The following is a 23,031-nucleotide window of genomic DNA, read 5'->3' on the forward strand; positions in this document are numbered from 1 at the left end:
AAAGAGAACACGCAATGTACGAAGCAGTGGCAAAACTTATTTCCCCAACCACGGTTGTGGATTGACGGCCAGGCCCTGGCGGCGAATTTCAAAATAAAGTGATGGACGGCCCTGGCCACCACTGCTACCGACAAGCGCAATAGGCTGACCGGCGCGAACCTGAGTGCCGACTTTGACCAGCGCGCTTTGGTTATAGCCATAGAGACTCATATCACCTTTACCATGCTCCACGACCACAACCAGGCCATAGCCCTGTAGCCAGTCGGCAAGGATCACGCGCCCGTCGGCAATGGCTTTCACTTCAGAACCTTCTGGCGCTGAAATAACGATACCCTTCCAACGTAGTTCACCTTGTAGCCTTTCGCCATAGCGATGAAGTAATGAACCACGTGCAGGCCAGTAAGCATCACCTCTTGGCGCACCGAGTCCACCGGTACGTGAAATCAGTGAACGTTCATTATCGGTTGGTTTATAGGTGGACCCTTTTTTGGTCGCTTCCTGCTGACGTTCACGGACTTTCTGAGCTTCACGTGCTTCTTGCTCGGCACGGGCTTTGGCAGCCGCCGCGGCACGGGCTATCTGATTCTGGAGACGCGTCTCATTCTGACGCATTTCGGTTAACTTCTGCTGACCCTGCTGGAGCGATGATTCCAGGCTTGCGAGCGTTTTTTGTCGCTGATTACGCGCACTTTCTAGCTTAGCTTGCTGAGCCTGTTGCTCGTAAAGCAGCGTTTGTTGTTCACTCTGCTTTTCTTCCAGGGCTGCTTTTTGTGTAGCGACTTCTTCTTTGGTCTGCCTCAGGTCGATAATCGTTTGCTGACGGGCGGCATTCAGATAACCGAAATAAGCCTGCAGACGCTGGCCACGCTGGCTCTCTTCGCCGCTGAGAAGAAACTGCATGCCACTGTGTTCTCCCTGGCGAAAAGCGGCATCTAACTGCGCTGCCAGGTTACGCTCCTGAGTTGCCTGCTGTTTTTGCAGCTTTGCCAGAGAAGCGTTCATCTCTGCGACCTGGCGATTTAAAATAGCGAGCGTATTTCGGGTTTCATGGAGCTTGCTACTGGCGGCAGCAATCTCTTGTTCCTGGGCTCTAAGCTGGTTGAGTAATACCGAGCGCTGTTGCTGCTGCTGGCGAACCTGGCGTTCCTGAGTGGCTATGTTTTGCTGCAGAGACTTCAATTCTTCCGCATTATTGGCGTGAGCGGGGAATGTGCACAACAAAACACCAGCACTGAACAGGCTGGCGTAGATAACGGGTTTTATGGCCCAGACTTTCAATAAAATTGTTGTGTCCCTCATAGCTTAGGATTATTTCACGATGAACAGTGGCTTACCAGTCATCTGTTAATCCGTTCCTTGTCGCAATAGTATACTGAAAGAGTTTGCATCCATGTTCGTTAATCTATTGTATACGCTTGATGCTGAGACTGGGTGACAGAGATATCGTTCCAATGGTGAAATCATTTTTATTCACGATAAATGACAGTCGGTAACTAGACATCTCTTTACAAAAATGGCTTGAATTATTGCGAGTTTTATTCAGAAACAACATTTTTTTAGTAACAAACCGCAGAATACGCATAACATCGCCCAGACTGGCTGTAATTGACGCAACGCGAATGTATACTCGCTACCTGGTTTTTCTTATTTAATACATAGTCGGGAGTGACTACCCCCCATGCAAGAAATTATGCAATTCGTTGGCCGCCATCCTATCCTCAGCCTGGCGTGGGTTGGCTTACTGGCAGCCGTACTGTTCACCACCTTTAAGGGTTTAGCCTCTAAAGTAAAAGTGATAACTCGTGGCGAAACAACCCGTTTAATTAACCAGGAAGATGCTGTTGTGGTTGATGTTCGTTCACGTGATGATTTCCGTAAAGGACACATCGCTAACGCCATCAATGTACCAGCCGGTGATATTAAAAAAGGCACTTTTGGTGAGCTGGATAAGTTTAAAGAGAAAGCGCTCATTGTGGTATGTAGCAATGGCATGGCTTCTCAGGAGCCTGCAAATTTACTGTATAAAGCGGGTTTCGCGAAAGTCTCTTTGCTGAAAGAAGGTATTTCGGGTTGGTCAGGTGAAAACCTGCCATTAGTTCGTGGTAAATAATCTGCAGAATAGACAGGTAGATCATGGCGAAAATTGAAATCTATACCAAAGCGACATGCCCATATTGCCATCGTGCAAAAGCGCTCCTGAACACTAAAGGTGTTACTTTCCAGGAGTTGCCTATTGATGGTGATGCGGCAAAGCGGGAAGAGATGATCGGCCGCAGTGGCAGAACGACGGTGCCACAGATTTTTATTGATGCACAGCACATTGGCGGTTGCGATGACTTGTATGCCTTAGACGCTCGTGGTGGACTTGATCCGCTGCTTGGCTAAGGCAATATAAATTTATTATCGTAGAATTATGCACATTTAAAATTAAAGGGTTTTCATAATGTCAGAACAAAACAGTACCGAAATGGCTTTCCAGATCCAGCGTGTTTATACCAAGGATGTTTCTTTTGAAGCCCCGGCAGCACCTCACGTATTCCAAAAAGAATGGCAGCCAGAAGTTAAGCTGGACTTAGACACCGCTTCCAGCCAGCTGGCAGACGATGTGTATGAAGTTGTTTTACGCGTGACTGTTACTGCAACTTTGGGCGAAGAGACTGCTTTCCTGTGTGAAGTACAGCAGGCAGGTATTTTCTCTATCGGCGGTATTGAAGGCAACCAGCTGGCACATTGCCTGGGTGCATACTGCCCGAACATCCTGTTCCCGTATGCACGTGAATGCATCACCAGCCTTGTATCTCGTGGTACTTTCCCGCAGCTGAACCTTGCTCCAGTAAACTTCGATGCATTGTTCATGAGCTATTTGCAGCAGCAAGCGGGTGAAGGCGCTGAAAAACCTCAGGATGCCTGATGGACGGCGTTAATGCTTCAATGACAGTTATCGGTGCCGGTTCTTACGGCACCGCTCTCGCTATCACACTAGCCAGGAATGGTCACCACGTAGTGTTATGGGGACATGACCCTAAACATATCGCTACGCTTCAGGCTGACCGTTGCAATGTGGCTTTTCTTCCTGACGTCCCTTTTCCGGATACATTACATCTGGAAAGCAATCTGTCGACGGCGTTAAGCGCGAGCCGTAATATTCTGGTTGTTGTACCGAGCCATGTTTTTGGTAATGTACTGCACCAGATTAAGCCGCTGATGCGTGCGGATGCTCGTATTGTCTGGGCCACCAAAGGTCTGGAAGCTGAAACCGGACGGTTACTGCAAGATGTCGCTCGTGAAGTTCTCGGCGATGATATTCCGCTAGCGGTTATTTCAGGTCCAAGTTTTGCGAAAGAACTGGCGGCGGGTTTACCGACAGCCATTTCACTGGCAGCCACCGATGCCGAGTTTACTGACGATCTACAGCATTTGTTGCATTGCGGTAAAAGCTTCCGTGTTTACAGTAATCCAGATTTTATTGGCGTTCAGCTTGGCGGTGCGGTAAAAAATGTTATCGCTATCGGTGCAGGTATGTCGGACGGGATTGGTTTTGGTGCTAATGCCAGAACGGCGCTGATAACCCGTGGCCTCGCGGAAATGACTCGTTTAGGCAGCGCATTAGGCGCTTCGCCAGAAACCTTTATGGGTATGGCGGGATTAGGCGATCTGGTACTGACCTGTACCGATAACCAGTCGCGTAACCGACGCTTTGGTATGATGCTCGGACAGGGGCTGGATGTTGATGCTGCCCAGCAGCAGATAGGGCAGGTTGTTGAAGGTTACCGTAATACCAAAGAAGTCCGTGAGCTGGCATCGCGTGTTGGGGTTGAAATGCCCATTACCGAAGAAATTTATCAGGTCTTGTATTGCGGAAAAAACGTACGCGAGGCAGCATTAACTCTGCTTGGCCGTACACGCAAAGATGAAAGAAGTCGCCAGTAATAGGCGATATCTCGTCATGCTGTAACCAAAGCGCCCTGGCACTGGTTGTCGGGCGTTATTTTTTATCTGGAGAGAAGCAATGTCGTCTGAAGAACTGGATATGGTGTGGAACAATATTAAAGCGGAAGCGCGAGCGCTTGCCGATTGTGAACCGATGTTAGCCAGTTTTTACCACGCGGCGTTGCTAAAGCATGACAATCTTGGTAGTGCTCTGAGCTATATGCTGGCCAATAAACTGGCCTCACCGATTATGCCAGCAATTGCAATTCGTGAAATCGTTGAGGAAGCCTACAAGGCAGACCCGGCGATGATAGCATCAGCAGCCCTCGATATCGGTGCCGTACGCACCCGTGACCCGGCTGTCGATAAATACTCCACTCCCTTGCTTTATCTGAAAGGTTTCCATGCTCTCCAGGCCTACCGTATCGGTCACTGGCTTTGGAAAGAAGGGCGTCAGGCGCTGGCTATTTTCTTGCAGAACCAAGTCTCGGTTTCATTCCAGGTGGATATCCATCCGGCAGCGAAAATTGGCTGCGGCATCATGCTTGACCACGCAACCGGCATTGTTGTGGGTGAAACGGCGGTCATTGAGAATGATGTCTCGATTTTGCAGGGCGTGACTTTAGGCGGAACCGGAAAAACCAGCGGTGACCGTCACCCGAAAATTCGTGAAGGCGTGATGATTGGCGCGGGCGCAAAAATTCTCGGTAATATTGAGGTGGGTATCGGCGCTAAAATAGGAGCCGGGTCGGTGGTATTACAGCCGGTTCCTCCGCATACCACTGCCGCTGGAGTCCCCGCCCGGATTGTCGGTAAACCCGGTAGTGACAAGCCATCCATGGATATGGATCAGCACTTCAACGGCATCAATAGCGGTTTTCAATACGGCGATGGTATTTAACGCTTCAGTTCGGCGCCAGAATAACCTAGCTGGCGCCAGGCTTCATAAACCACCACAGAGACCGCATTAGAGAGATTCATACTGCGGCTATTCGGCATCATCGGAATACGTATTTTTTGCTCAGCGGGCAGTGCATCCAGTATTGTCGCGGGTAATCCACGCGTTTCCGGACCGAACATCAGATAGTCCCCTTCCTGATAGCTTACCGCGCTGTGAGCCGGCGTTCCTTTCGTCGTCAGGGCAAACAGGCGTTGAGGCTGTTCTGCCTCCTGAAATGCTTCATAGCTGGCATGACGCAATACGGCGGTAAATTCGTGGTAATCGAGCCCGGCACGACGCAGACGCTTATCATCCCAGGTAAAGCCCATAGGTTCGATGATATGCAGGCGGAAGCCGGTATTAGCGCACAGGCGAATAATATTCCCGGTATTAGGGGGGATCTCTGGTTCAAATAAGACGATATTTAGCATACAACCCTCATCAGCAAGGGCTATAGAATAGCAAAATGGTCGTCAGGCAGAAATGGAAACCGTAGTCAGATACCGAGGCGAGGGATAGGACGGATATTCAGCGGCGACAAAATGCACTTTGTCGCCGTGAGATCCGCTTTATTTACGGTGGTACAGAGGCAACCAGAGTACTAAGCGGAGCCCGCCCAGAGGGCTGTCCTCTGCTTTGACCCAACCCCGATGTTGCTGAACGGCGGTTTCGACAATCGCCAGCCCTAATCCGGTACCGCCTGACTCACGATCGCGCGCTTCGTCAGTACGATAGAATGGGCGGAATATCTGCTCCCGGTCATCAGGGCTGACTCCCGGGCCATCATCATCGACAGTCACAGTAATACCTTGATTATCGACAGAGAAATTCACTGCTATTTTAGTGTGTGAGTAGCGTAGTGCATTACGAACGATATTCTCCAACGCACTCTCTAATGCATTAGGGTTACCGTACATCAGCCATGGCCCTGGTGGATAAGTGACTTCCAGAGATTTCCCCATCTGCTCTGCTTCGAAGGCTGCGTTATCCAGCATTTCAGACCAGATATGGTTGGCTTTTATCGTCTCACTGACTAAGGCGTTTTGCTGCTGATTACGTGACATGACCAGCAAGTCATTAATCATACCGTCAAGACGCTGTGCTTCGGTTTCTATACGCTCAAGCTCTTTACTTTCACCACTACGTCGACGCAGTAATGCAGTTCCTAACTGGAGGCGTGTTAACGGTGTACGTAGCTCATGGGAAATATCAGACAATAGCCTTTGCTGGGCTGTCATCATCCTTTCTAAAGCGGTCACCATCTGATTAAAGCTGGCACCTGCTGCCTGGAACTCTTGCGGGCCGGCTTCCAGCTCAGGATGTTGCCGTAAATTCCCCTGGGCCACTTCATCGGCAGCATTCTTCAGTTTTCTGGCGGGTTTTGCCAGACTCCAGGCAAGCCATAATAACAGCGGCGCACTAACCAGCATGGTCACTATCAGTAACAGTAGCGGTCGGTCAAAAAGCAGGTTAATAAAGTCTGACTGTGAATTGCTGGCAGGACGAATCAGATACAATTGATAGGCATCTTCACCATCTTCAACCGAGAACGGACCAACCAGTTCAACGCGACCATATTTCTTCTTTTGTGGCTGTTCAGCATTATCAGCCTGACCGATAAAATTACGGATAATCTGCATTTCATTATGCTGGGCACCGATCACCCGTCCTTCACTGGTAACCAGTAAAAGACGCTGACCGGGCGGTGCCCATTTATCAATTGCACGAAATAATCGACGCCACCACATAAGATCATTGGGTGGATCAGCGGCCAGCTCAGCCTCGACATGCTGCTCAATCATGTAGCCTTGACGCTGTTCATTTTCCATCAGTTCGGTCATCTGACGCGAGTCTAGCTTCGGCAGCATTAAGACCAGCATCAGAACCAAAGCCAGCGTGAGCCAGAAGATGGCAAAAATTCGTGCGGTAAGGCTACCTATCATGAAGCAGACACCATCAGATAACCGCGTCCACGCAGTGTTTTAAACCACGGGTGTCCGTCTTTACGATCCGGTAATTTACGACGAAGGTTAGAGATATGCATATCGATAGCCCTGTCAAATGGCGTCAGTCTTTTACCGAGAACTTCCTGGCTTAAATGTTCACGAGAAACGACCTGGCCTAAATGCTGTGCCAGCAAATATAACAAGGTGAACTCAGTTCCGGTTAAGTCCAGCGTTTGTCCATCAAAGCTGGCTTCCTGACGTCCTGGATTCACACTCAGACCATCAATTTCAATACTGGTAGAACTGCCATCGCTACTCTGTTGCTGTTCGCTCCAGTGTGAGCGACGCAAAATAGCGCGAATGCGGGCAACCAGTTCACGATCGTTAAAGGGTTTAGGTAAATAATCATCTGCACCCAGCTCAAGCCCAAGTACTCGGTCAAGTTCACTGCCACGTGCAGTCAACATGATTACCGGTGTCTGGTGAGTCTGGCGTAGCTCTTTTAAGGTATCAATGCCGTTTTTCTTCGGCATCATTACATCAAGTAATAACAGATCGATACTGTCATCCAGCACGGCCAAAGCTTGTTCACCATCATGGGCAACAATAATGTTAAAGCCTTCCATTTCGAGCAACTCCTTCAACAATGAAGTGAGCTCGCGGTCATCATCAACTAGCAGTATTTTATTCATTATTAAATTACCTCCGAGGCAGAAAGTACGTCATCAGAGCTTGCTAATCTATGACTTTACGTTGTTTTACACCCTCTGACGCTAGTTTGCAGCTGAAATCGTAGACTAGTTTTCGTTGAATAGCAGCAGACAATATTTTGGGAGCAAATGATGCGCAAGGTTATCGCTGCCGTCATAGCCTCAACGCTGTCACTCAGTACTTTAGCTGGTCAAGCCGCTGACTTACCGATGAGCGTTAGCTGGCATCAAGATGAAGATCTGATAAAGCGTAATAGTGTTCAGAATCGTATGTTTGACGGCATTAATCTGACTGAACAACAGCGCCAGCAAATGCGCGATCTGATGCAGCGGGCAAGGCATGATAGCCCACCTGTTAATATTAGCGAAATGGAGACCATGCACAGCCTGGTCACCGCAGAAAATTTTGATGAAACGGCTGTAAAAGCACTGACTGAAAAAATGGTACAGGAACACGTATCCCGCCAGATTGAAATGGCGAAAGTACGTAATCAAATGTATCACTTGCTAACACCAGAGCAGCAGGCCGTTTTAGCACAGAAACATCGTCAACTGATGAAGCAGTACCGTGAATCGTCAGAGAGGCAGCAGATTTATCCGCTGCAGACAATGAGTAGCAAACTGAGTAACCCGTAGAACCCTGTTTTCCTTGCCATAGACACCATCCCTGTCTTCCCCGCCTTGACCGGCGGGTTTTTTTTGCCTGAAAATCACACGCATACACTATAATATCCCTATTAAATTGCGGGAGTCCTCATGAATCAAGAATATGGGCGGCTGGTGCATCGGGCAGCGATTATCGCCACCATTGTGGCCTCGCTGTTATTAGTGATAAAAATTTTTGCCTGGTGGGTGACAGGGTCAGTCAGCATTCTGGCGGCATTAGTTGATTCACTGGTCGATATCGCCGCGGCCTTGACTAACTTGCTGGTGGTGCGTTATTCACTGCAGCCCGCGGACCAGGAACATACGTTCGGTCACGGTAAAGCCGAGTCGCTGGCTGCTCTGGCGCAGAGCATGTTTATTGCCGGTTCGGCGCTATTCTTATTTTTGACGGGTTTTCAACACCTTATTAACCCAACCCCAATGCAGGATACGGGGTTAGGAATCGCGGTTACCCTCATTGCTTTAGTCAGCACCTTATTGTTAGTCACCTTCCAGCGCTGGGTGGTGCGAAAAACACAAAGCCAGATTATCCGTGCAGATATGCTTCATTATCAGTCCGATGTTATGATGAACGGTGCTATTCTTTTAGCCTTATTATTATCGGGTTTTGGGTGGCATCGTGCGGATTCCTTGTTCGCTTTAGGAATTGGCGTCTATATTTTATATTGTGCATTACGCATCGGTTATGGTGCAGTGCAAGCACTTCTTGATCGGGCATTGCCGGATACCGAACGGCAGATAATTATCGACATCATTAACGCGTGGCCAGCTGTTCGCGGGGCACATAACCTCAGAACCAGGCAGTCAGGGCCCACACGTTTTATACAGTTTCATATGGAACTTGATGATGATTTACCCTTGAGACAGGCTCATCGTATTGCCGATGACGTACAGCAAGCGATTCTTCGTCAGTTTCCCGGGTCTGATGTCATTATCCATCAGGATCCTTGCTCTGTTGTTCCTGTTGAGCAACAAGGGAATTTTGAGCTTTAATTTTTTATCGGAAAATTAGCATCATCTGTCCATTTTTGCGTAATATGTCGTCATTGGGTTTTGCCTGAATCAATTCAGCTGGATGCTTCTGGTAAATTTCCACTACCCGCACAAGGTTGTGGTTCGCTTGCAGGAGCTTCCGGTAACAGAATTAATTTTGCTTTCAAAGTTCAGAGGTAGTCATGATCAAAAGAATTGGTGTACTGACGAGTGGTGGTGATGCGCCGGGTATGAATGCGGCGATTCGTGGTGTAGTACGTGCTGCGTTATCAGAAGATCTGGAAGTCATGGGTATCTATGATGGTTACCTTGGCCTCTATGAAGACCGCATGGTTCAATTAGACCGCTATAGCGTCTCTGATATGATAAACCGTGGGGGCACGTTCCTGGGCTCTGCACGTTTCCCAGAATTCCGCGATGAGAAAGTCCGCGAAGTTGCTATCCAGAACCTGAAAAACCGCGGTATTGATGCGCTGGTGGTTATTGGTGGGGATGGTTCTTACTTGGGTGCCCAGCGCCTGACTGAAACCGGTTTTCCTTGTATAGGTTTACCGGGCACTATCGATAACGACATTAAAGGTACTGATTACACTATCGGTTACTTCACTGCGCTGGAAACTGTCGTTGAAGCGATTGACCGTCTGCGTGACACCTCTTCTTCGCATCAGCGCATCTCTATCGTTGAAGTGATGGGCCGCTACTGTGGTGACCTGACTCTGGCTGCTGCGATTGCCGGTGGTTGTGAGTTTGTAGTATTGCCGGAAGTTGAGTTTAACCGCGAAGATTTGGTTGCTGAAATTAAAGCCGGGATCGCGAAAGGTAAAAAACACGCGATCGTTGCGATTACTGAGCACATTTGCGATGTTGACGAGCTGGCAAAATACATCGAAGTGAATACCAAACGTGAGACCCGTGCTACGGTGCTGGGTCATATCCAGCGCGGCGGTTCTCCGGTTGCTTATGACCGTATCCTCGCTTCTCGTATGGGCGCATATTCTATCGAGCTGCTGTTACAGGGCTACGGCGGTCGTTGTGTCGGTATCCAGAACGAAAAACTGGTACACCATGACATCATCGACGCTATCGAAAATATGAAACGTCCATTCAAAGGCGACTGGTTCGAGTGCGCTAAAAGACTGTACTAATATAACCGCTGAGGCTGTCAGGTTAAGCCTGGCAGCCTGATGGTTTGATAAGGGAGAACACTATGTTCTCCCTTTTTTCGTTTAATCGGATGCTAGTTTCTGATAAGCGTCGGATATTTTATCCCTGCGGTTTGTGCTGGTAACTCTCTTATTTTTCAAGAAATTCATTAATTTTTTTCCCCTTTCTATATCGCGAACAATGCTCTTTTATTCCTTTAGTGAATATCAAATTTTTTTTTATTCTTTATTGTCTCAATTAGTTTCTGGCAGGCTGAAGTTATCAATTTCCAGAGAGAGAATGTGCAATGAACAAGTGGGGCGTAGGACTAACATTATTGCTGGCATCAAGCGGTGTGCTGGCGAAAGATATTCAGTTACTCAACGTGTCTTATGACCCGACGCGTGAACTGTACGATGAATACAACAAAGCATTCAGCGCTCACTGGAAACAGCAGACCGGCGATAATGTCACGGTTCGTCAGTCTCATGGTGGCTCAGGTAAACAGGCAACCTCGGTGATTAACGGCATTGAAGCTGATGTTGTCACCCTGGCGCTGGCCTATGATATTGATGCGATTGCCGAGCGTGGTCGTGTGGATAAAGACTGGATCAAGCGTCTGCCGAATAACTCAGCCCCTTATACCTCAACCATCGTTTTCCTGGTGCGTAAAGGTAATCCAAAACAAATTCACGACTGGAACGATTTAATTAAACCGGGTGTCTCGGTGATTACTCCGAACCCGAAAAGCTCAGGTGGAGCACGCTGGAACTACCTGGCGGCCTGGGGTTACGCATTACATCACAACAACAATGACCCGGTAAAAGCACAAGAGTTTGTTAAAAATCTCTTCCAGAATGTTGAAGTTCTTGACTCCGGTGCTCGCGGTTCAACCAGTACTTTTGTTGAGCGTGGAATCGGTGATGTGCTGATAGCATGGGAAAATGAAGCCCTGCTGGCAACACGTGAACTGGGTCAGGATAAGTTTGAGATTATCACCCCGAGTGAATCTATTCTGGCTGAACCGACAGTATCCGTTGTCGATAAAGTCGTTGATAAGAAGGGGACTAAAGAAGTTGCAGAAGCCTATCTGCAGTATCTCTACTCGCCTGAAGGCCAGGAAATTGCAGCGAAAAACTATTATCGCCCGCGTTTGCCTGAAGTGGCTGCTAAATACGAAGGCACCTTCCCGAAACTGAAGTTATACACGATTGATGAAGAGTTTGGTGGCTGGACTAAGGCACAGAAAGACCACTTCTCTAACGGCGGGACTTTCGATCAGATCAGCAAAAGATAATCAGGCCTCATATTCATTAAAAAAACCCGAATGGCAGATGCCTTCGGGTTTTTTTTATTGCCTGGATACCTGAGCCTCTTCCTTGATCCAGTCAGTAAATGCCTGAACTTCAGGGCGCTGTATCGCCTCGGGCGTCGTTACCAGGTAATAAGCAAAGCGTGCCGGCCAGGGTTTATCCAGCACTTGAACCAGGCGTCCGGCGGCAATTTCCTCAAGGGCATACTCCTCTGGAACCAGAGCAATCCCCTGGCCTGCAGCAGCGGCCCGGATCAGCAGATAATCATCCTCAAATGACGAACCCCGCTCAGCCCTCTGATCCTCCGCCACGTTGTGGGCGGCGAACCATAACGGCCAGTCTGCCCGATCGCAATCATGCAGCAGAGAGTAGTTCAGGCAGTCTTCTGGCGTCTGCAGAGCATGGTTGCCTGAGACTAATCCAGGGCTTGCCACCGGAATGAGAACCGGGGCCATCAGATGAATGGTCTCCAGACCGGGGTAGTTACCCAGTCCATGTCGCAGCGCCACATCCACCCTGTCACGACGTAAATCGACCAAAGCCGAAGTGGCTTCGACCCGGACTTCTATCTGCGGGTGCAGCTCTTTAAAGCGTCCCAAACGTGGTACCAGCCAGGATGCCGCGAAAGTGGCAACAGTGCTTACCGTCAGAGTCTGTAGTCCCTTAATCGCTTCCAGCGTTTCTACGGCTTTATCTATTTGCCCGAAGGCTTCGAGTAGTGATGGATAGACGCTGGCTCCTGCTTCGGTAAGACGAAATCCCTGCCGTTCCCGGGTAAATAACGCCATCTCAAGGCGGTCTTCTAACAAGCGAATCTGCTGACTCACCGCACCAGAGGTGACATGAAGTGCTCTTGCGGCTGCTTTTATGCTGCCGTGCTGCCCGACTTCGACAAAGGTACGCAGAGCTTGCAAGGGGAGTGATGTCGGCATGTGATTTAGCATTCCTCAATGGTGAAAGCAGAAATGATCGCTTCAGGTTTTTAGTGACTGAGACCATGATGACACGAGTTTAGAAAAAATCATCATATTTAGTAAAACTAAATCAATTGGAGTGTCACAATGACCCACCCGCACTGGCGACTATGCCTTATTTTGCTCTGCACCACGCAGTTTGTCGCACTGCTCGACTTTTCTATCACCATGATCCCGCTGCCTCAAATCCAGCATAGTCTCGGCTTCACGCCGGGCGGGCTACAGTGGGTTATCAACGCTTATGGCGTGGCTATCGCGGGTTTTTTACTACTGGGTGGTAGGGCGGCCGATATGTTTGGCAGGCGACGTATGTTTCTCGCCGGGCTGATACTCTTTACCGTGGCATCGTTGGTGGGCGGTTTCTCACAAAATCCCGCGATGCTGATTACCACCCGCGCGCTACAAGGTCTGGGTGCGGCTATGTTCTCACCAGCCGCATTTTCTCTGCTACTGACGGTCTTTAGTGATCCACAGTCGCGTAACCGTGCCCTGGGGGCATGGACGGCAGTGGCCGCCAGCGGATTTGTTGCAGGCCTGATTCTGGGCGGAATAATCACCGATTTGCTGGGATGGCGCTGGGTACTGTGGATTAACGTACCTGTTGGTGTACTGGTTATCGCTTTGTCAGGTGTTCTGCCGGTGGGCAAGCCGGACGCGCAAACGGCATCCGGCCGTCTCGATATTTGGGGCGCAATGCTGGTGGCCAGTGGAGCCGCAATGCTGGTCTTCGCTTTTGCTAACAGTGAGCATATTGGCCTGGCATCGCCTGCTACTTTTGGACTGATTCTGCTGGCGCTTGGGCTGTTAACGGGCTTTGTCTACCTGGAAAGTCGTGTCGAATCGCCGTTGATGCCATTACCTGTCTTCTGGCGGCGTTCAGCTGGCGGCGCGAATCTGGTCTCTCTGTTAGCAAATACCGCATTAGGCCCCACGTTTGTTGTCGTCGCGCTCTATATGCAGGAGATATCAGGGTTCACAGCAACCCAGACTGGCCTGGGTCTGTTGCCTATGGCCTCCGCTTTCACACTCTCCAGCGCCTGGATTGGGCCTAACCTGATAGCCCGAATGGATACTAAGCCCGTTATCCTGGGGGGCCTGACGTTATTTATCAGCGGGCTGGCATTACTGGGTACCTCGCTATCAGCAGATGCTTCATGGAGCCTGTCCATACTACCAGGTACTCTACTTGCAGGCATTGGTTACGGTATCGCTTTTCCTGCCTGGACTGTGGCGGGTATTGAGGGAGTGGATGCCGCCGATCACGGTCTGGCGGGCGGCATGCTTACCACGACCCAGGAGGTGGGTTCGGCAGTGGGTCTGGCTGTTGGTGTTGCTGTCAGTATCGCGGTACTGGCTGGCGGAGGGAGTGCGACTCAAGGCTTCAGCTACGCCATCCTGATCTCCGCCTGTATGGTTGTGGTAGGCCTGGTTTGTGCAGCGCTTATCCTTCCCGGGAAACGTATCCGTTCAGGAGTAGCGCTATGATCGATCTCTACACGGATAGTTCACCTAATGGGTTCAAAGTGACGATTGCTCTGGAAGAGCTGGGGTTGCCTTACCGGCTACATCACGTACGTATTGATAGGGGGGAGCACCGACTCCATGAATTTCTCACTTTGAATCCGCATGGTCGTATTCCGGTTATTGTTGACCATGAAACGGGTATCACATTATTTGAGTCAGCGGCTATTCTGCTCTACCTGGCAGAGAAAAGTAGCCAGCTGCTGCCAGCAGAACCCATAGCACACTGGGAGACGATTAAGTGGCTGCAATTTCACTCATCCAGCGTTGGTCCGATTATCGGCCAGCGGGTCTATTTTGAACTCTTCGCCGAAAAAAAGAATCAGGTGGCTATCGAACGCTATCGCCAGCTGACTAACGGTGCTTTTGCGGTGCTCGACAATCATCTGGCTGACGGTCGCTTATGGCTGGCTGGAAAAGACTATTCCATTGCCGATATCGCCCAGTTTGGCTGGTCGCATATTGCCCGGATTATTGATTTTGATTTCAGTCAGTACCGGCATCTGAGTACCTGGTATCAGCGCGTGGCAGAGCGACCTGCGGTTGCCAGAGGTATCACATTGCCTGCTCCGGCAACCGGCGCATAAGAGGAATTTCACTATGACCATCAATGGAACACCGTTTTCCGCATTCCACGCGCACCCCGGTTACCGGCGTATGTTCGCACCCGATAGTCTGACTTTAGGTATCTTTCTGCCGCTGCGTTTCTATGAAGGGAATATGCGCGTTCTGGCCGGGCAGGCGGAGCTGGTCGAGGCTATCGACAGGCATGACTTTGCGGCCGTTTGGGTACGCGATGTACCCTTATTTGATCCTCTGTTTGGCGATGCCGGGCAAGTATTCGATCCTTTCACTTACCTGTCTTTTCTTGCTGCGCGGACGAAAAAGGTCGCTCTGGCAACCGGTAGCGCTATTTTCTCGCTACGTCATCCCATCGATTTAGCTAAAGCTTCAACCACTATCGACCAGCTATCAGGGGGGCGGCTGGTGCTGGGAATAGCCTCAGGTGACAGGCCAATTGAATTTCAGGCTTATGGTATCGAGCGCGAGCAACGAGGTGAACGATTTGCTCAGGCGGTGACCTATTTCCGCCAACTTATGCAGCCAGGAAGGCTGGCTATCGATTCACCGCTCGGCCATTTTGATAACGCTGAACTACTCCCTGAGCCGCTCAGTGGCGCGATACCGTTGATTATCACCAGCTCATCGGGGCAGCCGCCAGACTGGATAGCGGAGCATGCTGATGGCTGGCTGACTTATCCGGGGCCGACACATACCTCGAGAGGGCCGCAGCAGTTGGCTGAGAAAATTCGTGCCTGGCGGGCGTTGATTCCTGATGGTGGATTCCGGCCGCATATGACCAATGAATGGCTGGATTTGGTAGATGACCCTCACTATCCGCGAACGCCATTACGCGGCGGCTTTGTGCTACGAACCGGACGTATCGGACTCTTGAGTTTGCTGGAAGAGTGGCGGGCGGCGGGGGTTAATCATGCGGCGCTGGGTATTCAGTTCTCACAGCGGCCTGCGGCTGAAGTTATTCAGGAGCTGGCGGAGGAAGTGTTGCCCCATTTCCCGACTCATCAGGGGGGTTCAGCCCAGCCAGCAGACTGGTAATGGACGAAACATATGCAGATTTATTAAGTCCTCAGTATCCCGTTGTATTGACTAAAAATAGACTCAATTGCTTATCTTAAGCGTTTCCGCGAAAGTTAAATTAATGTGAACTCGATCAAAAGATATAAAGGTATGCCTTTATATCTTTTGTGAGTGCTTTACACTCTCTCCCAACGCATAGCATCCCGGTGTCATGATTCGTGTTTGCGTTAATTTCATTTATTTCAAGTGCTTACATCATTATTTTTTCAAAAATTCTTGCGATTATGCCGCAAAAGGAATACCGATATGAAATTGTCTATCGTGGAAAAAGTGGGTTTTGGCGCCGGGGATATGGCGATTAATGTGGTGATTGTCGCCATGCAACTCCTTCTTGCTTATTTCTATACTGATATTTACGGGTTAAAAGCAGCAGATGTCGGCGTGCTATTAGTTATTGTTCGTTTGATAGATGCCATTATTGACCCTGCTATGGGAATGCTGACGGATAAGGTCTCTACGCGCTGGGGTCGCTATCGCCCCTGGTTACTCTGGTTCGCTATTCCCTTTGGTTTCGCCGTCTATTTGATGTTTATTACCCCTGATGCGGGTTATACGACAAAACTAGCCTGGGCGTACTTTTCCTACATTCTGATGACGCTGGTGTATACCGCTATCACCATTCCCTATATCTCCTTGATAGGCGTCATTACTTCCGATCCCGAAGAACGACTCAGCGCGAACGGTTACCGTTTTGTGATGACCAAAATAGCAGCCTTCCTGGTCACTATTGTTGTACCCCTGCTGGCAGTCTGGCTAGGCCAGGGCAATAAGGCTCTGGGTTATCAGCTCTCAATGGGAATTATGGGAGCCATGGGCGCGGTACTCTTTATCTTTTGTTTTTTAACCACTCGCGAACGGAGCGAACCAGAGCTCCCGGTTATGACGGTTAAACAGCAGTTTACTAACCTACTGCGTAACGATCAGTGGCTTATTCTCGGCATCGTTATCATGTTACTGATGTGTGGCTATGTGATTCGTGGCTCCGTTGCTGCCTATTACGCTAAATATTATCTGGGAGGTGGGGATAGTTTGATATCGCCTTTCCTGACTGCCGGGGTAGTCGCCTCTATTCTGGCGATGATTGCCACAACATGGGTCACTAAGTTTTGGGACAAAATTAAAATGTTCCGTTATACCCAGCTGATGACCTTTGCTCTGAGCGCCGCCATGTATTTCTGTGTCGGTCAGGAGAATCTGATACTCGCCTTTGTTTTTTATTTTCTCATCAATTTTTTCTGCGACATGCAAATGCCCGTCTTCTGGTCTTCTATTGCTGAAGCGGTGGACTATGGGGAAAAGAAAACCGGACTGCGCGTTTCCGGGCTAGCGTTTGGCGGCATCTTATTTTTCCAGAAATTCGGAATGGGGATCGCCGGGGGCGTATTAGGTTTCCTGCTTAGCTATTTTGGTTATGAGGCTGACACTCAACAAAGTGCACGCTCACTTGTCGGTATTGCCCTGATGATGACCGTTATCCCGGCTGTTTTTCACCTGATAACCGGGCTACTGATGAAAAAATACATTATCAACAATCAGTACTATCGCAGCATTCAGGCTGAACTGGCACAGCGCCACGCTTGAGGAGGAGTGAATGGGCTATCGCAATAAAGTATGGGTCATTGGCGATGCTTCTGTCGACCTGGTACCCGAAACCACAGAGACCTATCTGAAGTGCCCGGGGGGCGCTTCAGCAAATGTAGCGGTATGCATTGCACGTTTAGGCGGTCATAGCGAATTTATTGGCTGTCTTGGGGATGATGACGCGGGACATTTTCTCAGGCAGACACTCCAGGATAACGGTGTAGGTGTCGAAGCTTTGAGGCTTGATGCCACACAAACCAGTTCAGTGTTGATGGTTAATCTCACCCCAGAAGGTGAACGCAGTTTTACTTACCTCGTTCACCCAGGCGCTGAAATGTTTGTCTGCGAGCAAGATCTGCCGGTGTTTAAAGCAAACGAATGGTTTTATTTTAGCTCGATAGGCCTGACCAGCAGCCCATCGCGTGAGGCTTGCCTTGAAGGGGCGCGTCGCATGAAAGCAGCAGGAGGCCATGTCATGTTCGATGTGAACCTGCGCCTTGCTATGTGGCAAAGCCCGGACGAGATCCTCACTTTACTGCGTGAGGCGATTAGCCTTGCGTCTATCTGCAAGGTCTCAGCCGAGGAGCTGTGCTGGGTTGGGCAGGTTGAGCGCTGGCAGGATGCTCGTCATATCATCAGTGAGCTAGGGTGCGATACCTCCATCATCTCTTTAGGTGCCGAAGGGGCGCTATTAATTTCCTCGGGCGAAGAACATCTGTTCCCGGCACCCAAAATTACACCTGTCGATACCACAGGTGCCGGGGATGCCTTTGTCGGCGGCTTACTTCATACCCTTTCTCATTCATTAACTCGGGATAGCCAAAAGCTGGCTGAGGCCATTACTAATGCGAATTTATGCGGGGCGATGGTTGTCACGGCAAAAGGGGCGATGACGGCATTGCCTTATCCCCACCAGCTAGCTGCTTTTCGTACCCGTCATTTTCTGGAAAGTCATATCAAAACATCAGGAGTTATTTATGAAAGCTGAACACAACAAAATTCTCGGGTGCCTGGTTGGCGCTGCGGCGGCGGACGCCATGGGGGCAGCAACTGAAGTACGTACTCAGCAGCAAATCCGCGAGTATTTTGGTGGCTGGGTGACAGGGTTTCAAAAACCTCCTGCTGATACCTTTGGCCGCTGCAACGAAGCGGGTATGTGTACCGATGATTTTATTCAGGCGAAATACATTATTGATGCTCTGTTGAAACACCAGCGTCAGGTCAGTGATGTTGCGATGCGCGAAGCCTTCCAATGCTGGCTGGATTATCCTTTCTATGCCAACTTTACCGGGCCGACAACCCGGGCGGCGATGAAGACTATCTTCAATGATAATCGTCCTTCATTGCAGGGCGATCTGGAAGGTGAGAAGCAGTCAGTACAAATTATCAATAAGGGGAACGCTGAGGCGACCAATGGTTCTGCCATGAAAATCTGGCCAGCCGCTGTTTTGCATCCTGGCAATATTGAGGCCGCTATTCAGAGCGCACTGGATATTTCCCGCTTTACTCACAATAACGTACTGGCCATGTCTGGTGCCGCGGCGATGGCTGCGGCAACCAGTGAGGCACTGCAAAACGTCACCAGCGCAGACAGTATTATTGCCGCGGGAATTTATGGTGCTGACAGAGGGTATAGGTTAGCGCAAGAGCAGGGGGCCATGATGGTTGCCGGACCTTCGGTTGCGCGTCGTATTGAGCTGGCGGTAGAAATTGGCAAACGTCATCTGAGCTGGGAAACGGCGATTGTGGAACTTGCTGATATCATTGGTTCTGGTCTGCATGTCAGTGAAGCGGTACCGGCTGCCTTTGGTCTGTTTGCCTGCTGTTCGACCTCTGCCGTTGATGCTATTATTTCTGGCGTTAATATCGGCAATGATACCGATACGGTTGCCACTATGGTGGGTGCATTGGTGGGTGCTTTCCATGGTGTGGATGCCTTCCCGGCAGACTACTTGACTACCATTGATCGTATGAATCATTTCGACTTGGCTGAACTTGCCAGACAGATAGCACACTAGCGCTATCTGTCGCCGGGACAGTCATCCCTGTTCCGGCTTAAACTTTGAGGTAAACAACTTGCAGGTTGATAAGACGAGCTTTACCCCCCTCTATAAACAGTTGTTTTATATCATCTGCAAGCAGATTCAAAATGGTGCCTTACCACTAGGTAGTCAATTACCGACCCAGAAAGCGCTGGCTCAAACTTACAATGTTTCATTAATTGTCGTGAAACAGGCATGGGGTGAGCTTATTAACGCGGGAATTATTACCTCTCAGCGGGGAAGTGGTTCGGTCGTTAGTGCAGTACCTGAGGGTGTTAGCTACGGTCATACCTTTCGGGGGATTACCAGCGACTTGCGTGATGCAAGCGTTGCGATAGAAAACCGTATTATCGATATTGAACAGCGTCGGGCCCGTGATGCCTATGAAGACGGGCTGGGGTTACCCTCCCATCATAACTATCTTTATATCTCTCGCGTTCGCCTCCTCAATAATCGTCCGTTCAACCATGAAAAAATCTACATAGATTTGTCTTTTTTCCCGGACTTATCGCTGACGGCACAAGAACTTGAGCATACGTCGCTGTATGAGCTATTGAATGTGAAAAGTGACTCTGCGATAGAAAAAGTGGAGGCCATTCTGCCAGGTGTCTCGCTCTGCGAACAGTTACAAATTCCCGCCAACAAGCCGTTACTCTCCGTTGCCCGACAGACATTTATGGCGGGTGAGTCGCGACCTTTCGAATATTGCCGTTACTATGTGTTATCGGAGTATTTCGGAGAGATTCATTACCGTTAATGCAATAAAGGGAAAAACACCGTTTTTCCCTTTATAAAAGCAATCTTACGACGCGTAAGCGTCGTGACGATTACGCTTTTTTCGCAGCAGCAGCGGCTTTAACGATAACAGCGAAGGCGTCAGCTTTCAGAGAAGCACCGCCGACCAGCGCACCGTCGATGTCTGGCTGAGTAAAGAGTTCAGCAGCGTTAGCAGCATTAACAGAACCGCCGTACTGGATAACGACTTGTTGAGCGACGTCTGCGTCAACTTTGGCAATATGGTCACGGATAAATTTGTGAACAGCCTGAGCTTGCGCAGGAGTTGCTGATTTACCAGTACCGATAGCCCAGATTGGTTCGTAAGCGATAACAGCACCGTTGAATGCTTCTGCGCCCTGAGTTTTCAGAACGGCATCAATCTGACGTGCACAAACTTCTTCGGTTTTACCCGCTTCGTTTTCAGCTTCAGTTTCACCGATACACAGTACAGGCGTTAACCCTGCTGCTTTCAGTACCGCGAATTTCTTAGCAATCAGCTCATCAGATTCTGCGTGATAGGTACGACGCTCTGAGTGGCCAATGATGATGTACTGAGCACCGACATCTTTCAGCATGTCAGCAGAAGTTTCACCGGTAAAGGCACCAGACAGGTTAGTGTCAACGTTCTGGGCGCCAATAATGATATGGCTACCTGAAGCTGCGTGTTTCGCCAGGTCCAGGTAAATTGCTGGAGGTGCAATAGCTACACCACAACCATCAACGCCAGCCAGCTCTTTGCGGAGATCCGCAATCAGCTCATGCGCCATATGTTTGCTGCCGTTAAGCTTCCAGTTACCCATCACTAAAGGATGTCTCATTTCAATTCTCCACGCGGTAAGCATTAAAAAGAATCGACGCCTTAGCGTCTGTTCATCAGGCTCTAAGGCGTCAGGTGTTTCAAAGAGTATAAAGACTCAGCGCAGGAATGACTCTGTTTTTTGTCAATTATCTGCGCTAACTTAATGTATCCGATAGCATCAGCTTAATCGGTTCAACAGCGAAAGTAAGCCCTTTATCGCCGTTATCTACGACAACATAGCGTAGTGGGCCATCATTCTGAGCGAAATAGCGCTTATTTTTCCCCTCACTCAGCAGTTTATTAATTTTTTCCAGGCTTTGCTGTTTTGACAGTGACGGACTGAAGCTGCGAATGATCGCGGCAATATATTCGGTGGCTTTTTCCTTCGCGGCTTTTTGTTCCGAGCTTTTGACCGGAAGCCGGGTTATCTGGAGTGATTTGATTTTTAATGTTCCGCGCTCAAGAGCGGCAGAAGCGTAAAGGTGCTCATTGATAGCGGTTGCTGCCCGTGTCAGATTTTCTTTATCACGATTTGATTCAATCGCCCTGAATTCATTAAGTGGTAACGTCGGGTTTTCACTGTTAAAAGTGCTACGAAACTGGGTGATAGTTAAATCAAAGGTTGGGGAGCCGGGCAGAAGGTAAGGCGCAACTTTCAAGGCAGGAGAGTTCTCTGTCTGGCTGAGTGCGACAGGACTGACGAATAGTAATATGACCGGCAGCAGATACTTTATCAACATGCTTCTCCTGGTGATTTTCCCTGATTGATTAAATCGGCAATTCGCGGGCTTGTCAAAACAGGTACACTGTCGGATAAGACGATAGCAAGGATTTGAGTGATGACCCTACAACAATGGTTGTTTTCTTTTAAAGGACGTATAGGACGTCGTGATTTCTGGATTTGGATTGGCGTCTGGATTGTCGGCCTGGCCATCTTATTTACCCTGGCGGGTGCAGAAATTATGCCTTACTCCACTGCCGGTCTGTTTTTATCGGGTTCATTGATACCGACTGCTGCCGTGGTGGTTAAACGACTGCACGACAGGAATAAAAAAGGCTGGTGGGCACTCCTTTTTATTCCTGCCTGGCTACTTTTTGCCGGTAACTGGGAAGTCTTTGGTGGCTTCTGGCAGTGGGGTCTGGGCCGCTTTCTGCCAACACTGATCCTCGTCATGATGCTGATAGACTTGGGAAGTTTTCTCGGCACCCAGGGCAGTAATCGCTTTGGTGATGAGACCAGTGAAGTGAAGTACCGCTAACTTACCAGTAATGTTCGGCAGTCATATGACCCGGTCGGCGACGTAAATGTTTCGTCATCTGCCGGGTTTCTTTCAAGAGTTGTTGGGTGTCGCGTACCATCTCCGGATTACCACAAAGCATCACGTGGCTGGTTTCCGGCGTCATTGACAGACCGACAGCGGCTTCCAGTTCGCCGCTGGCTATCAGGGCCGGAACCCGGCCATACAGAGCGCCCGCCACCACTTCACGACTGATAACCGTCTGGATACGTAATTTACCCGCGTAGCGTTCTTCCAACTGCTGCATAACGGGTAAATAGCTTAAATCATGGTTGTAGCGCACCGCGTGTAGCAGAACGATATTCTCAAACCGTTCTAAGTCTTTGCCTTCCTCAAGTATCGAAAGATAAGGCCCTAACGCGGTACCGGTGGCTAACATCCATAAGGTATTGCAGTCAGGTACTTCATCGAGTACAAAGAACCCTGCGGCTTCACTGACCAGCAGTATTTCATCCCCAGGCTGCATAGCGTGCAGACGCGGGCTGAGTTTACCTTCAGGAACGTTAACCAGGTAGAACTCAAGGTCAGGATTATGGGGTGCATTAACATAAGAGTACGCGCGCTGAACGCGTTCCCCGTCAATTTCCAGACCAATTTTGGTAAATTGCCCCGCAGTAAAGGGGGCTACAGGGGCATGTACCTTGAGACTGAAAAGTGTATCGGTCCAGTGTTGAATACTGGTGATTTTACCTGTTACCCAATCTGCCATGTCATGCTCCCGTTGCGATGTTTTGACTAT

General features: G+C 49.6%; 25 protein-coding genes. 17 read left to right on the forward strand and 8 right to left on the reverse strand.

The window, feature by feature from the left end:
- Nucleotides 1-36: 36 nt before the first annotated feature.
- A complete protein-coding gene (envC, locus tag M2387_RS23580; RefSeq protein WP_259053036.1) occupies nucleotides 37-1,299 on the reverse strand; it encodes a murein hydrolase activator EnvC in 1,263 nt (420 codons plus the stop codon).
- Nucleotides 1,300-1,678: 379 nt separating this feature from the next.
- Between envC and M2387_RS23585 the strand changes: the two genes are divergently transcribed.
- From M2387_RS23585 to cysE, 5 genes are all read left to right on the forward strand, one after another.
- The gene (locus M2387_RS23585) at nucleotides 1,679-2,110 is read left to right on the forward strand and encodes a rhodanese-like domain-containing protein (RefSeq protein WP_259053037.1); all 432 of its coding nucleotides are present in this window, start codon (nucleotides 1,679-1,681) and stop codon (nucleotides 2,108-2,110) included.
- 23 nt (nucleotides 2,111-2,133) lie between these two features.
- The gene (gene grxC, locus M2387_RS23590) at nucleotides 2,134-2,385 is read left to right on the forward strand and encodes a glutaredoxin 3 (protein ID WP_259053038.1); all 252 of its coding nucleotides are present in this window, start codon (nucleotides 2,134-2,136) and stop codon (nucleotides 2,383-2,385) included.
- Nucleotides 2,386-2,443: 58 nt separating this feature from the next.
- Nucleotides 2,444-2,911 carry a protein-export chaperone SecB gene (gene secB / locus M2387_RS23595; protein ID WP_259053039.1) on the forward strand — a complete coding sequence of 156 codons (468 nt, stop codon included), beginning with the start codon at nucleotides 2,444-2,446 and terminating at the stop codon, nucleotides 2,909-2,911.
- On the forward strand, nucleotides 2,911-3,930 hold the full coding sequence (gpsA, locus tag M2387_RS23600; RefSeq protein WP_259053041.1) for an NAD(P)H-dependent glycerol-3-phosphate dehydrogenase: 1,020 nt from the start codon (nucleotides 2,911-2,913) through the stop codon (nucleotides 3,928-3,930). The genes secB and gpsA overlap by 1 nt, the downstream gene beginning before the upstream one ends.
- A gap of 79 nt (nucleotides 3,931-4,009) precedes the next feature.
- Nucleotides 4,010-4,831 (forward strand): serine O-acetyltransferase, encoded by an 822-nt coding sequence (cysE, locus tag M2387_RS23605; RefSeq protein WP_259053042.1) that lies wholly within the window; start codon nucleotides 4,010-4,012, stop codon nucleotides 4,829-4,831.
- Here the strand turns inward: cysE and trmL are convergent.
- From trmL to cpxR, 3 genes are all read right to left on the reverse strand, one after another.
- Nucleotides 4,828-5,301, reverse strand: coding sequence for a tRNA (uridine(34)/cytosine(34)/5-carboxymethylaminomethyluridine(34)-2'-O)-methyltransferase TrmL (gene trmL / locus M2387_RS23610; RefSeq protein WP_259053043.1), 474 nt, complete (start codon nucleotides 5,299-5,301; stop codon nucleotides 4,828-4,830). The two genes, cysE and trmL, sit on opposite strands and share 4 nt — an antisense overlap.
- Before the next feature lie 138 nt (nucleotides 5,302-5,439).
- A complete protein-coding gene (gene cpxA / locus M2387_RS23615; RefSeq protein WP_259053044.1) occupies nucleotides 5,440-6,813 on the reverse strand; it encodes an envelope stress sensor histidine kinase CpxA in 1,374 nt (457 codons plus the stop codon).
- Nucleotides 6,810-7,508, reverse strand: a complete 699-nt coding sequence (cpxR, locus tag M2387_RS23620; RefSeq protein ID WP_259053045.1) for an envelope stress response regulator transcription factor CpxR — start codon at nucleotides 7,506-7,508, stop codon at nucleotides 6,810-6,812. The genes cpxA and cpxR overlap by 4 nt, the downstream gene beginning before the upstream one ends.
- A gap of 150 nt (nucleotides 7,509-7,658) precedes the next feature.
- On the opposite strand from cpxR, the gene cpxP reads away from it, so the two are divergent.
- The 4 genes from cpxP (at nucleotide 7,659) to M2387_RS23640 (ending at nucleotide 11,625) form a co-directional block, all read left to right on the forward strand.
- Nucleotides 7,659-8,162 (forward strand): cell-envelope stress modulator CpxP, encoded by a 504-nt coding sequence (gene cpxP / locus M2387_RS23625; RefSeq protein ID WP_259053100.1) that lies wholly within the window; start codon nucleotides 7,659-7,661, stop codon nucleotides 8,160-8,162.
- A gap of 120 nt (nucleotides 8,163-8,282) precedes the next feature.
- Nucleotides 8,283-9,185: a CDF family cation-efflux transporter FieF gene (fieF, locus tag M2387_RS23630; RefSeq protein WP_259053046.1), complete on the forward strand. Its 903-nt coding sequence runs from the start codon at nucleotides 8,283-8,285 to the stop codon at nucleotides 9,183-9,185.
- Nucleotides 9,186-9,367: 182 nt separating this feature from the next.
- The gene (gene pfkA / locus M2387_RS23635) at nucleotides 9,368-10,330 is read left to right on the forward strand and encodes a 6-phosphofructokinase (protein ID WP_259053047.1); all 963 of its coding nucleotides are present in this window, start codon (nucleotides 9,368-9,370) and stop codon (nucleotides 10,328-10,330) included.
- Between the two features lie 305 nt (nucleotides 10,331-10,635).
- Nucleotides 10,636-11,625 carry a sulfate ABC transporter substrate-binding protein gene (locus M2387_RS23640; protein WP_259053048.1) on the forward strand — a complete coding sequence of 330 codons (990 nt, stop codon included), beginning with the start codon at nucleotides 10,636-10,638 and terminating at the stop codon, nucleotides 11,623-11,625.
- A gap of 54 nt (nucleotides 11,626-11,679) precedes the next feature.
- On the opposite strand, the gene gcvA is transcribed toward M2387_RS23640, so the two are convergent.
- A complete protein-coding gene (gene gcvA / locus M2387_RS23645; RefSeq protein WP_259053049.1) occupies nucleotides 11,680-12,573 on the reverse strand; it encodes a transcriptional regulator GcvA in 894 nt (297 codons plus the stop codon).
- A 129-nt stretch (nucleotides 12,574-12,702) separates the two neighbouring features.
- Here gcvA and M2387_RS23650 point away from each other — a divergent pair, with 129 nt between their 5' ends.
- From M2387_RS23650 to M2387_RS23680, 7 genes are all read left to right on the forward strand, one after another.
- On the forward strand, nucleotides 12,703-14,100 hold the full coding sequence (locus tag M2387_RS23650) for an MFS transporter (protein ID WP_259053050.1): 1,398 nt from the start codon (nucleotides 12,703-12,705) through the stop codon (nucleotides 14,098-14,100).
- On the forward strand, nucleotides 14,097-14,723 hold the full coding sequence (locus tag M2387_RS23655; RefSeq protein ID WP_259053051.1) for a glutathione S-transferase family protein: 627 nt from the start codon (nucleotides 14,097-14,099) through the stop codon (nucleotides 14,721-14,723). Before M2387_RS23650 ends, M2387_RS23655 begins: the two co-directional genes overlap by 4 nt.
- A 13-nt stretch (nucleotides 14,724-14,736) precedes the next feature.
- Nucleotides 14,737-15,753, forward strand: coding sequence for an LLM class oxidoreductase (locus M2387_RS23660; protein ID WP_259053052.1), 1,017 nt, complete (start codon nucleotides 14,737-14,739; stop codon nucleotides 15,751-15,753).
- A gap of 288 nt (nucleotides 15,754-16,041) precedes the next feature.
- Entirely contained in the window at nucleotides 16,042-17,376 is a 1,335-nt protein-coding gene (locus M2387_RS23665; protein ID WP_259053053.1) for an MFS transporter, read from the forward strand.
- Nucleotides 17,377-17,386: 10 nt separating this feature from the next.
- On the forward strand, nucleotides 17,387-18,364 hold the full coding sequence (locus tag M2387_RS23670; RefSeq protein ID WP_259053054.1) for an aminoimidazole riboside kinase: 978 nt from the start codon (nucleotides 17,387-17,389) through the stop codon (nucleotides 18,362-18,364).
- Entirely contained in the window at nucleotides 18,354-19,394 is a 1,041-nt protein-coding gene (locus M2387_RS23675) for an ADP-ribosylglycohydrolase family protein (protein ID WP_259053056.1), read from the forward strand. The genes M2387_RS23670 and M2387_RS23675 overlap by 11 nt, the downstream gene beginning before the upstream one ends.
- A gap of 58 nt (nucleotides 19,395-19,452) precedes the next feature.
- Entirely contained in the window at nucleotides 19,453-20,175 is a 723-nt protein-coding gene (locus tag M2387_RS23680) for a GntR family transcriptional regulator (RefSeq protein ID WP_259053057.1), read from the forward strand.
- A 70-nt stretch (nucleotides 20,176-20,245) separates the two neighbouring features.
- On the opposite strand, the gene tpiA is transcribed toward M2387_RS23680, so the two are convergent.
- Nucleotides 20,246-21,013 (reverse strand): triose-phosphate isomerase, encoded by a 768-nt coding sequence (gene tpiA, locus M2387_RS23685; RefSeq protein ID WP_259053058.1) that lies wholly within the window; start codon nucleotides 21,011-21,013, stop codon nucleotides 20,246-20,248.
- Between the two features lie 136 nt (nucleotides 21,014-21,149).
- The gene (locus tag M2387_RS23690) at nucleotides 21,150-21,734 is read right to left on the reverse strand and encodes a YiiQ family protein (protein ID WP_259053059.1); all 585 of its coding nucleotides are present in this window, start codon (nucleotides 21,732-21,734) and stop codon (nucleotides 21,150-21,152) included.
- Nucleotides 21,735-21,833: 99 nt separating this feature from the next.
- On the opposite strand from M2387_RS23690, the gene M2387_RS23695 reads away from it, so the two are divergent.
- Entirely contained in the window at nucleotides 21,834-22,253 is a 420-nt protein-coding gene (locus M2387_RS23695) for a DUF805 domain-containing protein (RefSeq protein WP_259053060.1), read from the forward strand.
- Nucleotide 22,254: 1 nt separating this feature from the next.
- Here the strand turns inward: M2387_RS23695 and fpr are convergent, their stop codons facing one another.
- Nucleotides 22,255-23,001: a ferredoxin--NADP(+) reductase gene (fpr, locus tag M2387_RS23700; RefSeq protein WP_259053061.1), complete on the reverse strand. Its 747-nt coding sequence runs from the start codon at nucleotides 22,999-23,001 to the stop codon at nucleotides 22,255-22,257.
- Nucleotides 23,002-23,031 lie beyond the last annotated feature (30 nt).

This window comes from Klebsiella sp. BIGb0407 (genome assembly GCF_024807845.1).
Lineage (GTDB): Bacteria > Pseudomonadota > Gammaproteobacteria > Enterobacterales > Enterobacteriaceae > JGM124.